Origin of the sequence: Aliiroseovarius sp. M344 (genome assembly GCF_025140835.1) — a bacterium.
Lineage (GTDB): Bacteria > Pseudomonadota > Alphaproteobacteria > Rhodobacterales > Rhodobacteraceae > Aliiroseovarius.
The window spans coordinates 2,324,339-2,340,071 of sequence record NZ_CP081153.1 but is presented as its reverse complement, the minus strand read 5'-3'; the positions used below and the strand labels follow the sequence as shown (position 1 = coordinate 2,340,071).

Sequence of the window (15,733 nt, the reverse complement as noted above, 5' to 3'; positions counted from 1 at the left end):
AGCGGCCATTAAAATGGATTGCGTGCGGTATTACCCCAGCTCGATCATCAGGTCCTTGGCGTCGATCTGACCACCCGCATGCACATGCACCGCTTTGACGGTGGCGTCGCGCTCGGCATGGATGCCGGTCTCCATCTTCATCGCTTCGATGGTCAGAAGAAGATCGCCTTCGCGCACGGTCTGGCCAGCAGTGACCGCCACCGTCGCCACCACACCTGGCATAGGCGCGCCAATGTGGTCAGGATTGCCGTCCTCCGCTTTGGGGCGTTGCACGGTCGAGGCTTTCACCAACCGGTTGGGCACGCGAATGACGCGCGGCTGACCGTTCAGTTCGAAGAAGACTTTGACCTCGCCGTCCTCGTTGGTTTCACCCACGGCCTGAAGTCGAATTTCAAGCGTTTTACCCGGATCAATCTCGGTCGAGATCTCTTCGCCCGGCTCCATTCCATAAAAGAAAGTTCGGGTGGGCAGGGTGCGCACCGGGCCATACAGGCGATGGCGACCCATGTAGTCCAGAAACACCTTGGGATACATCAAATACCCGTTCAGGTCCTCATCGTCGATGGTCAGCCCCTCAAGCTCTTTTGACAGGCTGGCGCGGCTGGCTTCCAGATCGACCGGCTTCAAATGCTTGCCGGGACGTTCCCGGTTGGGCTTCTCTTCCTTCAGCACCTTCTTGAGGATATTGTCCGGGAACCCGCCGGGAGGTTGCCCCAGATTGCCCCGCATCATGTCGACGACACTGTCAGGGAAGGCCACATCGGTTTTCGGGTCTTCGACCTCGGCGCGGGTCAAGCCTTGGCTGACCATCATCAGTGCCATGTCACCAACAACCTTGGAGGATGGCGTCACCTTTACGATGTCGCCGAACATCTGGTTCACATCTGCATAGGTCTGCGCGACCTCGTGCCAGCGTTCCTCAAGCCCCAGCGACCGTGCTTGCGCCTTGAGATTTGTAAACTGCCCACCGGGCATTTCGTGCAGGTAGACTTCGGATGCAGGCGCGGCAATGCCACTTTCAAATGCAGCGTATTGCGCCCGCACACCTTCCCAGTAATTCGAGATTTCGCGGATGGCTCCGATGTCCATTCCGGTGTCGCGATCCGTGTTGCGCAGGGCTTCGACCACCGAACCAAGACAGGCTTGTGACGTGCCACCGCTGAACGCATCCATCGCTGCGTCGACGGCGTCGACCCCCGCATCGGCGGCGGCCAAGATGGTTGCGCCAGCGATGCCCGACGTGTCGTGTGTGTGGAAGTGGATCGGCAAGCCGATCTCTTCTTTCAACGCCTTGACCAGCACGCGCGCGGCGGCGGGTTTCAAAAGCCCCGCCATATCTTTCAATCCCAAGACATGCGCACCTGCGGCTTCCAGCTCTTTCGCCATGCCGACATAGTATTTCAGGTCATATTTGGCGCGGTCCGGGTTCAGGATGTCGCCGGTATAGCAAACGGTGCCCTCGCAGATTTTGTTCGCCTCGACCACGGCGTCCATCGCGACGCGCATGTTCTCTACCCAGTTGAGGCTGTCGAACACGCGGAACACATCGACGCCAGTCAGGGCCGCCTGACGCACGAAGGCCTGCACGACGTTATCGGGGTAGTTGGTATAGCCCACGCCGTTGGACGCGCGCAGCAGCATCTGGGTCATCACGTTGGGCATTGCTTCGCGCAGGTTTCGCAGACGCTGCCACGGGCATTCCTGCAAGAACCGGTACGCCACGTCGAAGGTGGCTCCGCCCCAACATTCGACCGATAACAGCTCGGGCAAGTTCGCAGCATAAGCAGGCGCAACCTTGATCATATCAATCGAGCGCATTCGAGTGGCCAGAAGCGACTGGTGCCCATCGCGCATCGTGGTGTCGGTGATCAGCAGTTTTTTCTGCGCTTTCATCCAGTCTGCGACGGCTTGTGGTCCTTCGGCCTCCAGCAAGTTGCGTGTGCCGGCTGTCGGTTCGGTGCGCAAGGCCGGCGGCTTTGGCGGCTTCAGATCGCTGGGCGGCGCGGTCCGACCCTGCGTTTCGGGGTGCCCGTTCACGGTGATGTCCGCGATATAGGTCAGCACCTTTGTGCCGCGGTCGCGGCGCTTTTTGAACTGGAACAGCTCTGGCGTCTCGTCGATGAATTTGGTCGTGTACTGGTTGTTCAGAAAGGTTGGGTGTTTCAGCAGGTTCTCGACAAACGCGATGTTCGTCGAAACGCCCCGCACGCGGAATTCCCGCAGGGCGCGGTCCATTCGGGCAATCGCTTTTTCAGGCGTCTGGGCCCAAGCCGTCACTTTCGTCAGCAGACTGTCATAGTAGCGCGTGATGACACCGCCAGCATAGGCTGTGCCGCCATCCAGCCGGATGCCCATGCCGGTGGCCGAGCGATAAGCGGTGATGCGGCCGTAATCGGGGATAAAATTATTCTGCGGATCTTCGGTCGTTACGCGGGTTTGCAAGGCGTGCCCATTCAGGCGGATATCGTATTGCGACGCCTTTCCTGTGGCTTCTGACAGTGACTTGCCCTCGGCGATCAGAATTTGCGCTTGCACGATGTCGATGCCGGTGACCTCCTCGGTCACAGTGTGTTCGACCTGCACGCGGGGGTTCACTTCGATGAAGTAGAACTTGCCGCTTTCCATATCCATCAGGAACTCAACCGTGCCCGCGCATTCGTAATCCACATGCGCGCAGATTTTGCGGCCAAGCTCGCAAATTTCTTCGCGCTGGGCTTCGGATAGGTAAGGGGCAGGGGCGCGTTCGACGACCTTCTGGTTACGGCGCTGCACCGAGCAATCCCGTTCGTAAAGATGGTAGATATTGCCGTGGCTGTCGCCGAGGATCTGAACCTCGACGTGGCGCGCGCGGGTGATCATCTTTTCCAGATATCCCTCGCCATTGCCGAAGGCGGCTTCAGCTTCGCGGCGGCCTTCCAGAACCTTTTCTTCCAACTCGTCCGGGCCATGGATTGGGCGCATGCCGCGCCCACCGCCGCCCCAGCTGGCCTTAAGCATCAGGGGGTATCCGACTTCGGCGGCCTGCGCCCGGATCGCGTCCATGTCATCGCCCAGAACTTCGGTTGCGGGGATGACCGGCACGCCAGCTTCGATGGCTACCTTGCGGGCGGACGCCTTGTCGCCAAGCGCGCGCATGGTTTCAGCCTTGGGACCGATAAAGGTGATGTTGTTGGCCGCGCAGGCATCCACGAAATTGGGGTTCTCGGACAGCAGACCATAGCCGGGATGGATCGCGTCAGCGCCGCAGGTCTTGGCCACGCGAATGATCTCGTCAATCGACAGATAGGCCGCAACGGGTCCCATGCCCTCGCCGATGCGATAAGCTTCGTCGGCTTTGAACCGATGCAGGCCAAGTTTGTCTTCTTCGGCATAGACCGCGACGGTTTTCTTGCCCATCTCGTTGGCGGCCCGCATCACGCGAATGGCGATCTCGCCCCGGTTGGCAATCAGGATTTTTTGAAAGTCACGCATCTTATTGTCCCCCAAGTCTCGGCCAAAGTCGCCGAATTGGCTGCAATTCGTAGGGGGTGCTGCATTGCAGCGCAATAGGGTTTGTAAGGATTGCGCAAGGATTGGATGAAAATTGGTAAAAAGAACTTACCAAAGCTGCGTCAGCGACCCTTCTAGCCTAGTGGGGTTTGGAAAGAAGTCCACCGGGTTGGCGCGTGATTCGTCCATCCAGCTCAAGATTAACCAGTTCCGGTAAGATATCGCCTGATCCCGCGCCGGTCAGGTCGCCCAGATCTCGGATCAACTGATCCTCAGCCAAGGGACTGGGACCCAACCGCGACAGGATCTGGCTGTGCAGCTTTGTGGTTTCTGACAAGGTGCGTTTGTTGCGCGACGCTACCAGGTCTGGCCCGTCCTGAGGAGCTTTGTCCGTCGAGATTGCCGCGACATCGGCGGTCGCATTTACGGCCGGACCAATGGCTTCGATCACGTCTTGAGCGCCGCGCACCAAGGCCGCGCCATCACGGATCAGAAAATTGCAGCCGGATGCACGAGCGTCGAACGGGTGGCCGGGAACGGCCAGCACGTCCCGGCCTTGGTCCAAGGCATTGCGTGCGGTGATCAGAGAGCCTGACTTGGCTGCAGCCTCAACGACAACAACCGCGCGGGCCAGGCCCGATATCAGCCGGTTGCGGCGTGGAAAATGGCGCGCCTGCGGGGTCAGGCCGGGGGGCTGTTCGGACAGGCGCAGGCCTTTGCGCGCAATCTCTTCCCCCAAAACCGTGTTGTCTTTTGGATAGATCACGTCAACACCGCCTGCCATCACCGCGACGGTCTTGCCCGTTTCAAGCGCGACATCATGCGCCACCGTGTCGACGCCGCGCGCAAGCCCGGATACGATCGTAAACCCGGCCTCGCTCAGCTCGCGCGACAGTTTGCGGGCCATACGCAATCCGATCGACGACGCGTTTCGCGCCCCGATCAAGGCGACCATGGGACGGTGCAGTAATGACACGTCGCCCATCGCCCAGAAAAACGGCGGCGGGTCTGAGATTTCCGACAAAAGTTCAGGGTAAGCTGGTGTGCCCCAAGCCACCATCGTCGCGCCGGCAAAACGGGCGCGACGGTGCTCTTCTTCCGCAACCTCTGCGGGGCAGGGGGCATAGCCCTTTACGCCTGCTTCAGCAGCCACTTCTGGCAGGGCCCGCAGCGCTTCCTGGGCAGACCCGTGCTCTGCCAACAGCCGAAAGAACGTCGCGACGCCAACCCGTCGCGAGCGCAAGAGACGGATCCACGCCAACTCATCTTCCACAGACTGAGGGGAGGGGGTGGGGTGCGTTAGGGAAGGTGACATTTCCAGGGGCATGATTGATTCCGTCTCTTGCGGATTAACCATGCACCCTCATTGGTTAACGTCACCCTAACGGCAGACTGTCAGGCAATCTTGGCGCGGGCGTGTTCGTTTAAGGCACGCGATCGGTCGGGGTTCACGCCGCCGACCCACCCACGGTTAGACCACCGATCAGCAGCGAAGGCTGGCCCACGCCCACGGGCACCGATTGTCCGGCCTTGCCGCAGGTGCCGATTCCCGGGTCCATGGCCATATCATTACCGATGGCGCGGATTTGCTTCATCGCGGCCGGGCCGTCGCCGATCAAAGTGGCCCCTTTGACAGGGGCGCCGACCTTACCGCCTTCAACGCGGTAGGCCTCGGTGCAGGAAAACACGAATTTACCATTGGTGATGTCCACCTGCCCGCCGCCGAAGCCGACGGCATAGATCCCGTCTTTCAGTTCGCCCAGCACCTCCTCGGGGCTAGCTGTGCCGCTTTCCATGATCGTGTTGGTCATCCGCGGCATGGGGGCGTGGGCATAGCTTTGGCGCCGCCCGTTGCCGGTGGGGGCGACCCCCATCAGGCGGGCGTTCTGGCGATCCTGCATATAGCCCACCAGCACACCGTCTTCGATCAAGACGGCACGGCCTGTTGGCGTGCCTTCGTCGTCAACCGACAGCGAGCCGCGGCGGTCGGGGATCGTGCCATCATCGACGACCGTGACACCCTTGGACGCCACTTGTGTACCCACAAGGCCCGAGAAGGCTGATGTGCCCTTGCGGTTGAAATCACCCTCAAGCCCGTGCCCGACGGCCTCGTGCAGCAAAATACCGGGCCAGCCATTGCCAAGCACCACGTCCATCACGCCAGCGGGGGCTGGAACGGCTTCAAGATTGACCAGCGCGATGCGCAGCGCATCGCGGGCCGAGGCTTGCCAGTTTTCCGGCGCCATCAACCCGGCCAGTCCCGCACGTCCCCCACCGCCGGACGAGCCGCTTTCGCGCCGTCCGTCCTTCTCAACGATGACTGAGACATTAAGTCGCGTCATCGGGCGCGTGTCTGAGACCAAAGCACCGTCAGGGCGCAAGATATGCACCTCTTGCAAGCTGGCGGCGATGGTGGCCGAGACCTGAACCACGCGCGGGTCAAGATCGCGGGTGAACGCGTCGATGTCGCGCAACAGCTCAACCTTCAGGCCGAAGCCTGCATGGGCCATCGGGTCGGCGTCTGTATAGAGCTTTTGGTTGGTGCGCGCGGGGGCATCGGCCCATGTTCCGCCGCCGTCGCCAACTGCAAGCCGTGCCGTTGTCGCCGCGCGGAGCAAGGCTGCTTCGCTGATTTCAGTGGAATGGGCGTACCCTGCCGTCTCGCCCTTAATCGCGCGCAATCCGAAGCCTTCTGAGGCATCATAGCTCGCAGTTTTCAATCTGCCGTCGTCAAAAACCAGCGCTTCTGACCGCATCCTCTCCAGAAATAACTCGCCGTCATCGGCACCTTTTGTCACCTCTGCCAGAACTGTTCGGGCGCGGTCTGCGTCCAGATGAGTCTCAAACGGGCGAAACGGAGTGGCATCTGTCATGGGGGCCTCGAATTAGCGCTAAACTTGGTTTTTGTTGCTTAACCTGAGAAGGTTTTTCCTTGTTCCCAGCTTTCTAATATGGTTTCTCACCAAAGAGAAACAAGGATTCCCGCGCCAGCGCACGGGAGAGGTATGAGCGAGCAATTGCCGCGCCGACTTTCGGGTCAGCAAATGGGCCAAGCCGCACAGGGAAGAGAAAGACGAACATGATGCGTTTCAGCAGCCTTTTCGCCACTGCAACTGCCATTCTGACAGCCAGTCAGGCCATGGCTCAGGAAAATCTGGAAATCATCGGCAAACCTGTCGATGGCGCGACGGGCTTCCAGCCGTCAGTGACCAGTGTCGCGCAGGCGGCGCATGGGCTGGATGGGATGATCAACGTCATCATCATCGCGATCACAATCTTCGTGACTGTGCTTTTGGCTATTGTGGTCGTGCGCTTCAATCGTCGGGCGAACCCTGAGCCCGCAACCTTCACCCACAACACCCCGATCGAGATCATCTGGACGTTGGTTCCGGTTGTCATTCTGGTGTTCATCGGCGCCTTCTCTTTGCCGGTTCTGTTCCAGCAACAGGTCATCCCAAAGGGTGACGTGGTGATCAAGGCGACAGGATATCAGTGGTATTGGGGTTATGAGTATCCCGAGCATGAGTTCGGATTTGACAGCTTCCTGCTGGCCAAAGACGAATTGGAAGCCAATGGATACAGCGAAGCCGAGTATCTTCTGGCGACCGACACCGCAATGGTGGTGCCGACCGGCAAGAAAGTTGTTGTTCAGGTCACCGGTGCCGACGTGATCCATTCGTGGACCATCCCAGCCTTTGGTGTGAAGCAAGATGCCGTGCCGGGCCGTCTGGCCGAACTGTGGTTCGAAGTCGATGAGGGCAAAGAGGGCATCTATTTCGGTCAGTGTTCCGAGCTGTGTGGCAAAGACCACGCTTATATGCCGATCACTGTAAAAGCTGTGTCGCAAGCCGATTATGACGCTTGGCTGAAGGGTGCCGTGGACGAATATGCGGGCAACGCACAATCGCTGCCCACCGTTCAGGTCGCCACCGCGCAATAAATTTACCGGGGTGCCCGGCTAAGGTTGCACCCCTCGCCAGCCGCCCCGAGATGGGGCGGTTTTCGTAACACACCAGTCTAAAGCCAGATCGCGATAACCCATATGAGCGACGCCAGCATCCAGACCAACACCGACACCCGCGAAGCCGGGTTTGGCGACTATTTCGCGCTGTTGAAGCCGCGCGTGATGTCGTTGGTCGTGTTCACGGCACTGGTGGGTCTGCTTGTGGCACCTGTCGGGGTGAACCCGGTGGTCGGGTTGGCATCGATCCTGTTTATTGCTGTTGGCGGGGGCGCCTCGGGTGCTCTGAACATGTGGTGGGATGCGGATATCGACCGCAAAATGCGCCGCACACAATCGCGCCCGATCCCATCCGGCAAAGTGACCGAGGGCGAGGCGTTTGCCATCGGCATGGCCCTGTCGGCTATGGCCGTGGTCATGCTGGGGCTTGCGGCGAACCTGATGGCCGCCGCGCTTCTGGCCTTCACGATCTTCTTCTACGTCGTGATCTACACCATGTGGCTGAAACGCTGGACCCCGCAGAACATCGTGATCGGTGGGGCCGCTGGTGCGTTTCCTCCGATGATCGGCTGGGCCGTCGCAACCGGAGGTATTTCGGTCGAAAGCGTGCTGATGTTTGCCCTGACCTTCGCGTGGACCCCGCCGCATTTCTGGGCGCTGGCTCTGTTCACCAAGGGTGACTATGCCAATGCGGGCGTGCCGATGCTGACCGTGACCCACGGGCGCAAAGCGACCCGCGCGCATATTCTGGGCTATTCTCTGGTGCTTGCGGTCGTAGCGATTGCGCTGGGCCTAACCTCTATCGGTGGGCCGGTCTATATGGTCGTCGCGCTGATCCTGAACGGTATGTTTATCAAAGGCGCATGGGACGTGTTCCGCCGCGACGATGCCGCCTCGGACGCAGACACCCACAAAGCCGAGCGGGGCCTGTTCAAGCTGTCGCTGGCCTATCTGTTCCTGCATTACGGCGCGCTTCTGGTCGAAGCCTCGCTGAATCCCTTCGGTTTGGGGGGCTGGGGCTGATGGCGATCAAGGTTGATCACGAACTGCATAAGCGCCGCCTCAGCCGCAATGTGGGCGTTGGCATCGCGCTGATCCTTTTTGTCGGGCTGGTTTACGGCCTGACCGTCGCCAAGGTGAGCGACCTTTACAAACCTGAGCCTTCAAGTTCAGAGGTCAGCCAATGAGCTTGACGCGCCCACAGAAAACGGCGGCCAAGATGGTCGGTGTGGTGATCCTGATGGGATCGCTATCATGGGCGTCGGTGCCATTTTATGACTGGTTCTGCCGGGTCACCGGATTTGGCGGCGAAACTGCCGTCGCTGAGCGCGGGTCAGACGTGGTGCTGGATCAGACGGTTTTGGTGCGTTTTGATGCGTCGAAAGAGCGTGGCATGCCGTGGGACTTCAAACCCATGCAGCACGAAATGGAGATCAAACTGGGTGAAACCGGTCTGGCCTTCTACGAAGCCTACAACCCGACCAATCGCCCCGTGGCAGGAACGGCCAGCTATAACGTCGCGCCTTTTGCGGCGGGGGGCTATTTCACCAAGATCGACTGCTTCTGCTTTGAAGAGCAGGTGCTGCAACCGGGCGAACGCGTGACCATGCCGGTCACCTTCTATGTTGACCCGGAAATCCTTGATGACCGCGAGGCCAAATACCTCAAAGCCATCACGCTGTCTTACACATTCCACGAAACAGAATTGCCTGAAGATGTCGCGCAGCTTGCGCCGACCGCCACGGCAGTGCAAAACTGAGCCAGAAGAACAGGGACTATACGCTTATGGCACATGCAAAGAACCACGATTACCACATTCTGCCACCTTCGGTTAATCCGTTCCTTGGGGCTTTGGCAGGCTTCATAATGCTTTTCGGGGCAGTCCAGTGGATGGCCAATGGCGTTCCATGGATTTTCTTCATCGGTCTGGCTGGCGTTCTGTACGTCATGTTCGCCTGGTGGTCCGATATCGTGCACGAGGGCGAAACCGGCGACCACACGTCGGTTGTAAAAATCGGCCTGCGCTATGGTGTGATCCTGTTCATCATGTCCGAGGTCATGTTCTTCGTGGCGTGGTTCTGGAGCTTCTTCAAACACGCCATGTACCCGATGACCGAAGGCTCTCCGGCGATTGACGGCCCTTGGCCACCCGTCGGGATCGAAACCTTCGACCCATGGCACCTGCCGCTGATCAACACGCTGATCCTGCTTTTGTCAGGTGCCGCCGTGACGTGGGCGCACCACGCTATTGCCCATGAAAACAACCGCAAAGATCTGGTCACCGGACTGGCGCTGGCGGTTATTCTTGGCGTGCTGTTCACCCTTTTCCAAGCCTACGAATACAGCCACGCGGCCTTCGATTTCGCCGGCAACATCTATGGCGTGAACTTCTTCATGGCGACAGGCTTTCACGGCTTCCACGTGATCGTCGGCACGATCTTCCTGTTCGTCTGCCTGCTGCGGGCCATGAAAGGTCATTTCACACCGGAAAGCCATGTGGGTTTCGAAGCGGCCGCTTGGTACTGGCACTTCGTTGACGTCGTATGGCTGTTCCTGTTTGCCGCGGTGTATATCTGGGGCGGTTGAAACCAGCCCGCAAATAGTCCTATTCGGGGCGCGAGGGGAAACCTTCGCGCCCCTTTCACGTGACCCGCTGTGGACCTGTTCATGAGCTTTCGCCTGATCCTGACTGCCAGTCTTAGCATCGCCATTCTGGCGGTGTTTCTTGGCCTTGGGAAATGGCAGCTGGATCGGTTGTATTGGAAAGAAGGCGTCCTGGCCGAGATTGAAAGCCAGATCGCCGCCGCCCCCGTGGACCTGCCCGCACAGCCCGACCCGGCGCGCGACAAATACCTTCCCGTGACCGTCACCGGAACGATGGGTGGTGATACGCTGCGTGTCTTGGTCAGCAGCCGCGATGCGGGGGCCGGGTATCGTCTGATCTCATCGCTCGAAACGGCTGATGGCGCGGTTCTGGTCGACCGCGGGTTCATCCGCGTGGCCGACGCTGTGCCGCCCCCAACCGGAGGCGAGATGTCGATTGTGGGCAACCTGCACTGGCCGGATGACCGCAACAGCGCCACGCCTGAGAACGAGGTTGCAACCAACACATGGTTTGCCCGTGACATTGACCAGATGGCAGACGTGCTGAACACCCGCCCACTGCTGATCGTCGCCCGGCAAGCCACCCCGGCCGAGCCCGGCATCCTGCCAATGCCCGTCACCAGCGCGGGCATTCCCAACGACCATCTTGAATACGCCGTCACATGGTTTTTGATGGCAGCGACATGGGTGGTGATGACAGGCTTTGCGCTTTGGCGTATGAAGCGCGGAACACGTGATACACTCGCCCCAAGGAACGATTGAAATGCGCTATATCTCTACCCGTGGTGACGCCCCGGTTCTCAGCTTTGAAGATGCCATGCTGACGGGTCTGGCCCGTGACGGTGGCCTTTATGTGCCTGAAACTGTGCCAACCATGAGCGCGGGCGACATCGCAGCCCTGGCCGGTCTGCCCTATGAAGAGGTCGCCTTTCGCGTGATGCGTCCCTTTGTTGGCGACACCTTCACCGACGAAGAATTCGCCGACATCATCGCCAAGGCCTATGCCGGGTTCAAACACGACGCCCGCGCCCCCCTTGTTCAGCTTGGCCCAAACCATTTCCTTCTGGAGCTGTTTCACGGCCCCACGCTGGCTTTCAAAGATTTCGCGATGCAACTGATCGGCCAGCTTTTTCAGGTGGCGCTGAGCCGCCGGGGTGAAAAGGTGACCATCGTCGGCGCTACTTCGGGTGATACCGGGTCGGCGGCCATTGAAGCCTTCAAGGGGTTGGATGCGGTTGACGTCTTTATCCTGTTCCCGCATGGCCGGGTCTCGGATGTGCAGCGTCGCCAGATGACCACCCCGGACGAGGCCAATGTGCATGCACTGGCCATGGAAGGGGATTTCGACGATTGCCAAGCGCGTCTGAAAGATATGTTCAATGATTTCGAATTTCGTGATGCGGTGAAGCTGGCGGGCGTGAACTCGATCAACTGGGCGCGCGTGCTGGCGCAGGTGGTGTATTTCTTCACTTCGGCGGTCGCGTTGGGCGCGCCGCACCGGAAGGTCAGCTTCACGGTGCCCACCGGCAATTTTGGCGACATTTTCGCAGGCTACATCGCCAAGAAAATGGGCCTGCCGATTGACCAACTGGTGATTGCAACAAACCAGAATGACATCCTGCACCGCACGATGGAAACCGGTGCCTATACCAAGGCGGGCGTCACGCCCTCAATCAGCCCGTCGATGGATATTCAGGTATCGTCGAATTTCGAACGGGTGTTGTTTGACGCCTATGGGCGCGACGGCAAGGTTGTGGCTGATCAGATGGCCGACTTGTCGGGCGGCAGTTTCACGATCAGTCAGGGCGCAATGGAATTCCTGCGCGAGACCTTTGACAGCGGGCGCGCGTCAGAAGATGAGACGATGGCGCAGATCAAGGCCTCGTTTGCCCATACGGGCGAGGTGCTGTGCCCGCATTCGGCAGTTGGCGTGAAGGTTGCCAATGAACATTTGCACGACAGCCCGATGGTGACGCTGGCCACCGCGCATCCCGCAAAATTCCCGGCAGCGGTCAAAGACGCCTGCGGGCAAGATGCACCGTTGCCGCCGCATATGGCGGACTTGTTTGACCGTGACGAACGCATGACACGTGTTGCCAACGATCTTAACGCTCTGGAAGCGTTGATCCGCGAACGGACGGGGCGGTAGGAACCAGATGAATGTGAAGCTGGACAGATTGCCCAATGGTGTGCGCGTGGTTTCCGAGGCGATGCCGGGCTTGGAAAGCGCGTCAATCGGTGTGTGGGTTACAGCAGGCGGTCGCCACGAAACGCCCGCCCAAAATGGCATTGCACATTTTCTGGAGCATATGGCCTTCAAGGGCACGAAAAAGCGCAATGCGCTTCAGATTGCCGAGGCGATCGAGGATGTGGGCGGCTATATCAACGCCTATACCTCGCGCGAGGTGACAGCCTATTATGTGCGCGTACTGAAAGATGATGTGGCACTGGCGTTGGACGTGATTTCAGACATTGTTCTGAACCCTGTCTTTGACAACAGCGAGATCGAGATCGAGCGCGGCGTGATTTTGCAGGAGATCGGCCAGGCGCTGGATACGCCGGACGATGTGGTCTTTGACTGGCTGCAAGAAGCTGCCTTTCCCGATCAGCCCATAGGACGGACCATTCTTGGCCCGGCCGAACGCGTGCAGAGCTTTGATAAGCGTGACCTGTCGTCTTTCGTTGATCAGCATTATGGCCCGGACCAATTGATCCTGTCTGCCGCCGGAGCGGTGGACCATGATCAGATTTTGCGTCTTGCGGAAGCCGCATTCGGACATCTGAAACCCAGCAAACCTCGGGCGATAGATACGGCGCGTTGGAGCAGCGGCGAACGGATCGAGGTGCGCAATGGGCTTGAGCAGGTTCATTTTACACTGGGGCTAGAAGCGCCAAGCTACCGCGACGACGCGTTCTATGCCGCGCAGCTGTTCAGCTCGGCGTTGGGCGGCGGTATGTCCTCGCGATTGTTTCAGGAAGTGCGCGAAAAGCGCGGGTTGTGTTATTCGATCTTCTCGCAGCTGGGGGCCTATGATGATACGGGGATGATGACCATCTATGCCGGGACATCGGGCAGTGATATCGCCGGGCTTTCCACGCTGTGCATTGACGAGATGAAGCGTGCCGCCAGCGACATGACGGAACGAGAGCTGGCGCGCGCGCGCGTTCAGATGAAAGCGGGTCTGTTGATGGGGCTGGAAAGCCCGTCGGCGCGCGCCGAGCGCATGGCGCGGCTGGTGGCGATCTGGGATCGTGTGCCGCCGCTGTCGGAAGCGGTCGACAAGATTGATGCCGTGACGCTTGCCGACCTGCGTGATTTCGGAAGTAGCCTGACCAAAGGCAAAATGGCGATGGCCGTTTATGGCCCGGCGGAAAATGCCCTGAGCCTCGCGGCCCTTCAAGACAGGCGTGCTGCCTGATGCTGGGGCGGTCCAAGAAGGTCAGGATCGACACAGACCGGTTGTTTCTGCGCCCGCCCGCACATGGCGATTTTCGCGCGTGGTCGGCTTTGCGGGCGGCAGGGCGTGAATTTCTGACGCCATGGGAACCCACTTGGGCGCAGGATCATCTGAGCCGCAAAAGTTTCACCAACCGGGTCTATTGGGCAAACCGCTCGATCCAGGGGGGAACCGCGCTGCCGTTGTTCATGTTCCGTCGGGCGGACAATGTCTTGGTTGGGGCGGTTACATTGGATCATATCCGCCGTGGACCTGCACAGGCTGGCACCACCGGGTATTGGGTGGGCGAACGCTTTGCGCGCCAAGGCTTTATGCGCGAAGGGTTGGAAGCAATGGTGCATTACGCTTTTAACGAACTTGATCTGTCGCGGCTCGAAGCAGGGTGCTTGCCCGAAAATGCGGCCTCGCGCGGGGTGCTGGAAAAGGTCGGCTATAAGTATGAAGGCGTCGCGCAGAGCTATCTGCAAATCAACGGGCGCTGGCGCAATCATGTGCTTTATGCCAACCTTCGGTCGGACCGGCGTGGGCGCACGCAGGCGGGCTAGGGCCGTCGTTTCAAGCTTCATGTCGGCGCGTGTATCGCGCGGTCCCGGAGGGCTTGAAGCGTTTCGAGAAAAACCTGCGACACCGGTTTTTGGCGAAACGCGCGAAACGCTGAAATGTTGAGCGGCGTTTCGAATGATCCCTGTCTCAGGTTTAATTCGAAACGCTTTAGGTAAGGAATAGGGAGCGTTGGTTTGAATTCTGCCGATGGAGCGTTTGAAGCAAGCTTGCGGGCAGGACTGCCCGATGCGGTGTTTCGACCCTTGGCACCGCATTATCTGGAAGAACCCCGCGGGCTGTTTCATGGCAATGGCGGCCTTCTTCTGGCACCTGCATCTACCGATGAGGTCGCCACGATTATTCGCGCCTGCGCTAAGGGCAAAGTGCCAGTTGTGCCATATGGCGGCGGCACCGGGCTTGTTGGCGGTCAGATCATGCCGGATGCGCGCCCTGTGATCCTGAGCCTTGAGCGGATGACCCGCACCCGTGCCATTCATGCCGATGAAAATGTTCTGGTGACCGAAGCCGGCGCTGTGCTGGCCGAGGTCCAAGCCGCGGCAGACGCGGCAGGGCGATTGTTCCCTTTGTCGCTTGCATCTCAAGGGTCGTGCCGCATTGGCGGCTGCCTGTCCACCAATGCAGGCGGCGTCAACGTGCTGCGCTATGGGTCCGCGCGTGATCTGTGCCTTGGGATCGAAGCCGTTTTGCCTGATGGGTCGGTCCATCACGGCCTGAAACGGTTGCGCAAGGACAATACGGGATATGACCTGCGCGCGCTTTTGTGTGGAGCCGAAGGGACGCTGGGTGTCATCACCGCCGCCAGCCTGCGGCTGTTTCCCAAACCGGCCAGTCAGGGCACCGCACTGCTGACAGTGCGTGACCCGGCAGCGGCGTTAGAGCTTCTGACCATGGCGCAAGCGCGTCTGGGCAACGGCATCAGCGCCTTCGAGTTGATCAAAGGCACCGGATTGGATTTCTTACTGGCCGCTGGATTGGGCGGGCCACAGCCATTTGCAAAACGACCCGAATGGTCGGTTCTTATCGAACTTGGCTTGGGTCCGAAACAGGATCCGGAAGCTGAGTTGGCCGCGCTTTTTGAAGCTGCAGACAAAACTGGTCTCAGCGATGATGGCGTGATCGCCCAAAGCGAAGGGCAGCGCGCCGCCCTTTGGAAACTGCGCGAGGCGATTCCACTGGCCAACAAGGCCGTCGGGGCAATCAGCTCGCATGACATATCCCTGCCCCTGTCGGCCATCCCGGCATTTCTGACCGAAGCTGACGCGGCATTGGCCCAAACCGAGCCATTCCGGATCAACGCCTTTGGGCATCTGGGCGACGGCAATCTGCACTACAACGTGTTTCCCCCCGAGGGGCAGCGCACGGCTGATTTCGCCCCCCGGCGTCAAGAGCTTCGCGATATCGTCTATGGCCTTGTCCAAAGCCATGACGGATCGTTCAGTGCCGAACATGGGATTGGTCGACTTAAGCCCGCTGACTTGCAGCGGTATGGCGATCCGGCGCGCCTTGCCGCAATGCGCAAGATCAAAGACGCGCTTGATCCTGCGGGGATCATGAACCCGGGCGTTATTTTCGGATGATCTGCTAGCAGGTTGTAAAAAGCAACTTAAGCTTTTCAAAAGAAAACGCCGCGCCAGGGTGGGGCGCGGCGTTGCACGAA

Annotated in this window: 13 protein-coding genes; 10 read left to right on the top strand and 3 right to left on the bottom strand. The window is 59.6% G+C overall.

All coding sequences use genetic code 11. The annotated features are described in order from the left end of the window. Positions 1-30 precede the first annotated feature (30 nt). The 3 genes from K3556_RS11390 to tldD form a co-directional block, all read right to left on the bottom strand. Entirely contained in the window at positions 31-3,471 is a 3,441-nt protein-coding gene (locus K3556_RS11390; RefSeq protein ID WP_260516903.1) for a pyruvate carboxylase, read from the bottom strand. A gap of 157 nt (positions 3,472-3,628) precedes the next feature. Then, positions 3,629-4,750 carry a DNA-processing protein DprA gene (gene dprA, locus K3556_RS11385; RefSeq protein WP_260516902.1) on the bottom strand — a complete coding sequence of 374 codons (1,122 nt, stop codon included), beginning with the start codon at positions 4,748-4,750 and terminating at the stop codon, positions 3,629-3,631. 187 nt (positions 4,751-4,937) lie between these two features. Then, on the bottom strand, positions 4,938-6,362 hold the full coding sequence (gene tldD / locus K3556_RS11380; protein ID WP_260516901.1) for a metalloprotease TldD: 1,425 nt from the start codon (positions 6,360-6,362) through the stop codon (positions 4,938-4,940). 209 nt (positions 6,363-6,571) lie between these two features. Here tldD and coxB point away from each other — a divergent pair, with 209 nt between their 5' ends. From coxB to K3556_RS11330, 10 genes are all read left to right on the top strand, one after another. Further along, positions 6,572-7,429: a cytochrome c oxidase subunit II gene (coxB, locus tag K3556_RS11375; RefSeq protein ID WP_260519242.1), complete on the top strand. Its 858-nt coding sequence runs from the start codon at positions 6,572-6,574 to the stop codon at positions 7,427-7,429. 102 nt (positions 7,430-7,531) lie between these two features. After that, positions 7,532-8,473 (top strand): heme o synthase, encoded by a 942-nt coding sequence (gene cyoE, locus K3556_RS11370; protein ID WP_260516900.1) that lies wholly within the window; start codon positions 7,532-7,534, stop codon positions 8,471-8,473. Then, on the top strand, positions 8,473-8,637 hold the full coding sequence (locus K3556_RS11365) for a hypothetical protein (protein ID WP_260516899.1): 165 nt from the start codon (positions 8,473-8,475) through the stop codon (positions 8,635-8,637). Before cyoE ends, K3556_RS11365 begins: the two co-directional genes overlap by 1 nt. Next, a complete protein-coding gene (locus K3556_RS11360) occupies positions 8,634-9,209 on the top strand; it encodes a cytochrome c oxidase assembly protein (protein WP_260516898.1) in 576 nt (191 codons plus the stop codon). The genes K3556_RS11365 and K3556_RS11360 overlap by 4 nt, the downstream gene beginning before the upstream one ends. A gap of 26 nt (positions 9,210-9,235) precedes the next feature. Next, a complete protein-coding gene (locus tag K3556_RS11355; protein WP_260516897.1) occupies positions 9,236-10,036 on the top strand; it encodes a cytochrome c oxidase subunit 3 in 801 nt (266 codons plus the stop codon). A gap of 81 nt (positions 10,037-10,117) precedes the next feature. After that, positions 10,118-10,816 carry an SURF1 family protein gene (locus K3556_RS11350; RefSeq protein ID WP_260516896.1) on the top strand — a complete coding sequence of 233 codons (699 nt, stop codon included), beginning with the start codon at positions 10,118-10,120 and terminating at the stop codon, positions 10,814-10,816. 1 nt (position 10,817) lies between these two features. Next, positions 10,818-12,203, top strand: a complete 1,386-nt coding sequence (gene thrC, locus K3556_RS11345; protein ID WP_260516895.1) for a threonine synthase — start codon at positions 10,818-10,820, stop codon at positions 12,201-12,203. A gap of 7 nt (positions 12,204-12,210) precedes the next feature. Continuing rightward, the gene (locus K3556_RS11340; RefSeq protein WP_260516894.1) at positions 12,211-13,473 is read left to right on the top strand and encodes a pitrilysin family protein; all 1,263 of its coding nucleotides are present in this window, start codon (positions 12,211-12,213) and stop codon (positions 13,471-13,473) included. Next, positions 13,473-14,057, top strand: coding sequence for a GNAT family N-acetyltransferase (locus K3556_RS11335; protein WP_260516893.1), 585 nt, complete (start codon positions 13,473-13,475; stop codon positions 14,055-14,057). The genes K3556_RS11340 and K3556_RS11335 overlap by 1 nt, the downstream gene beginning before the upstream one ends. Positions 14,058-14,249: 192 nt before the next feature. Beyond that, on the top strand, positions 14,250-15,653 hold the full coding sequence (locus tag K3556_RS11330; protein WP_260516892.1) for an FAD-binding oxidoreductase: 1,404 nt from the start codon (positions 14,250-14,252) through the stop codon (positions 15,651-15,653). Positions 15,654-15,733: the final 80 nt, after the last annotated feature.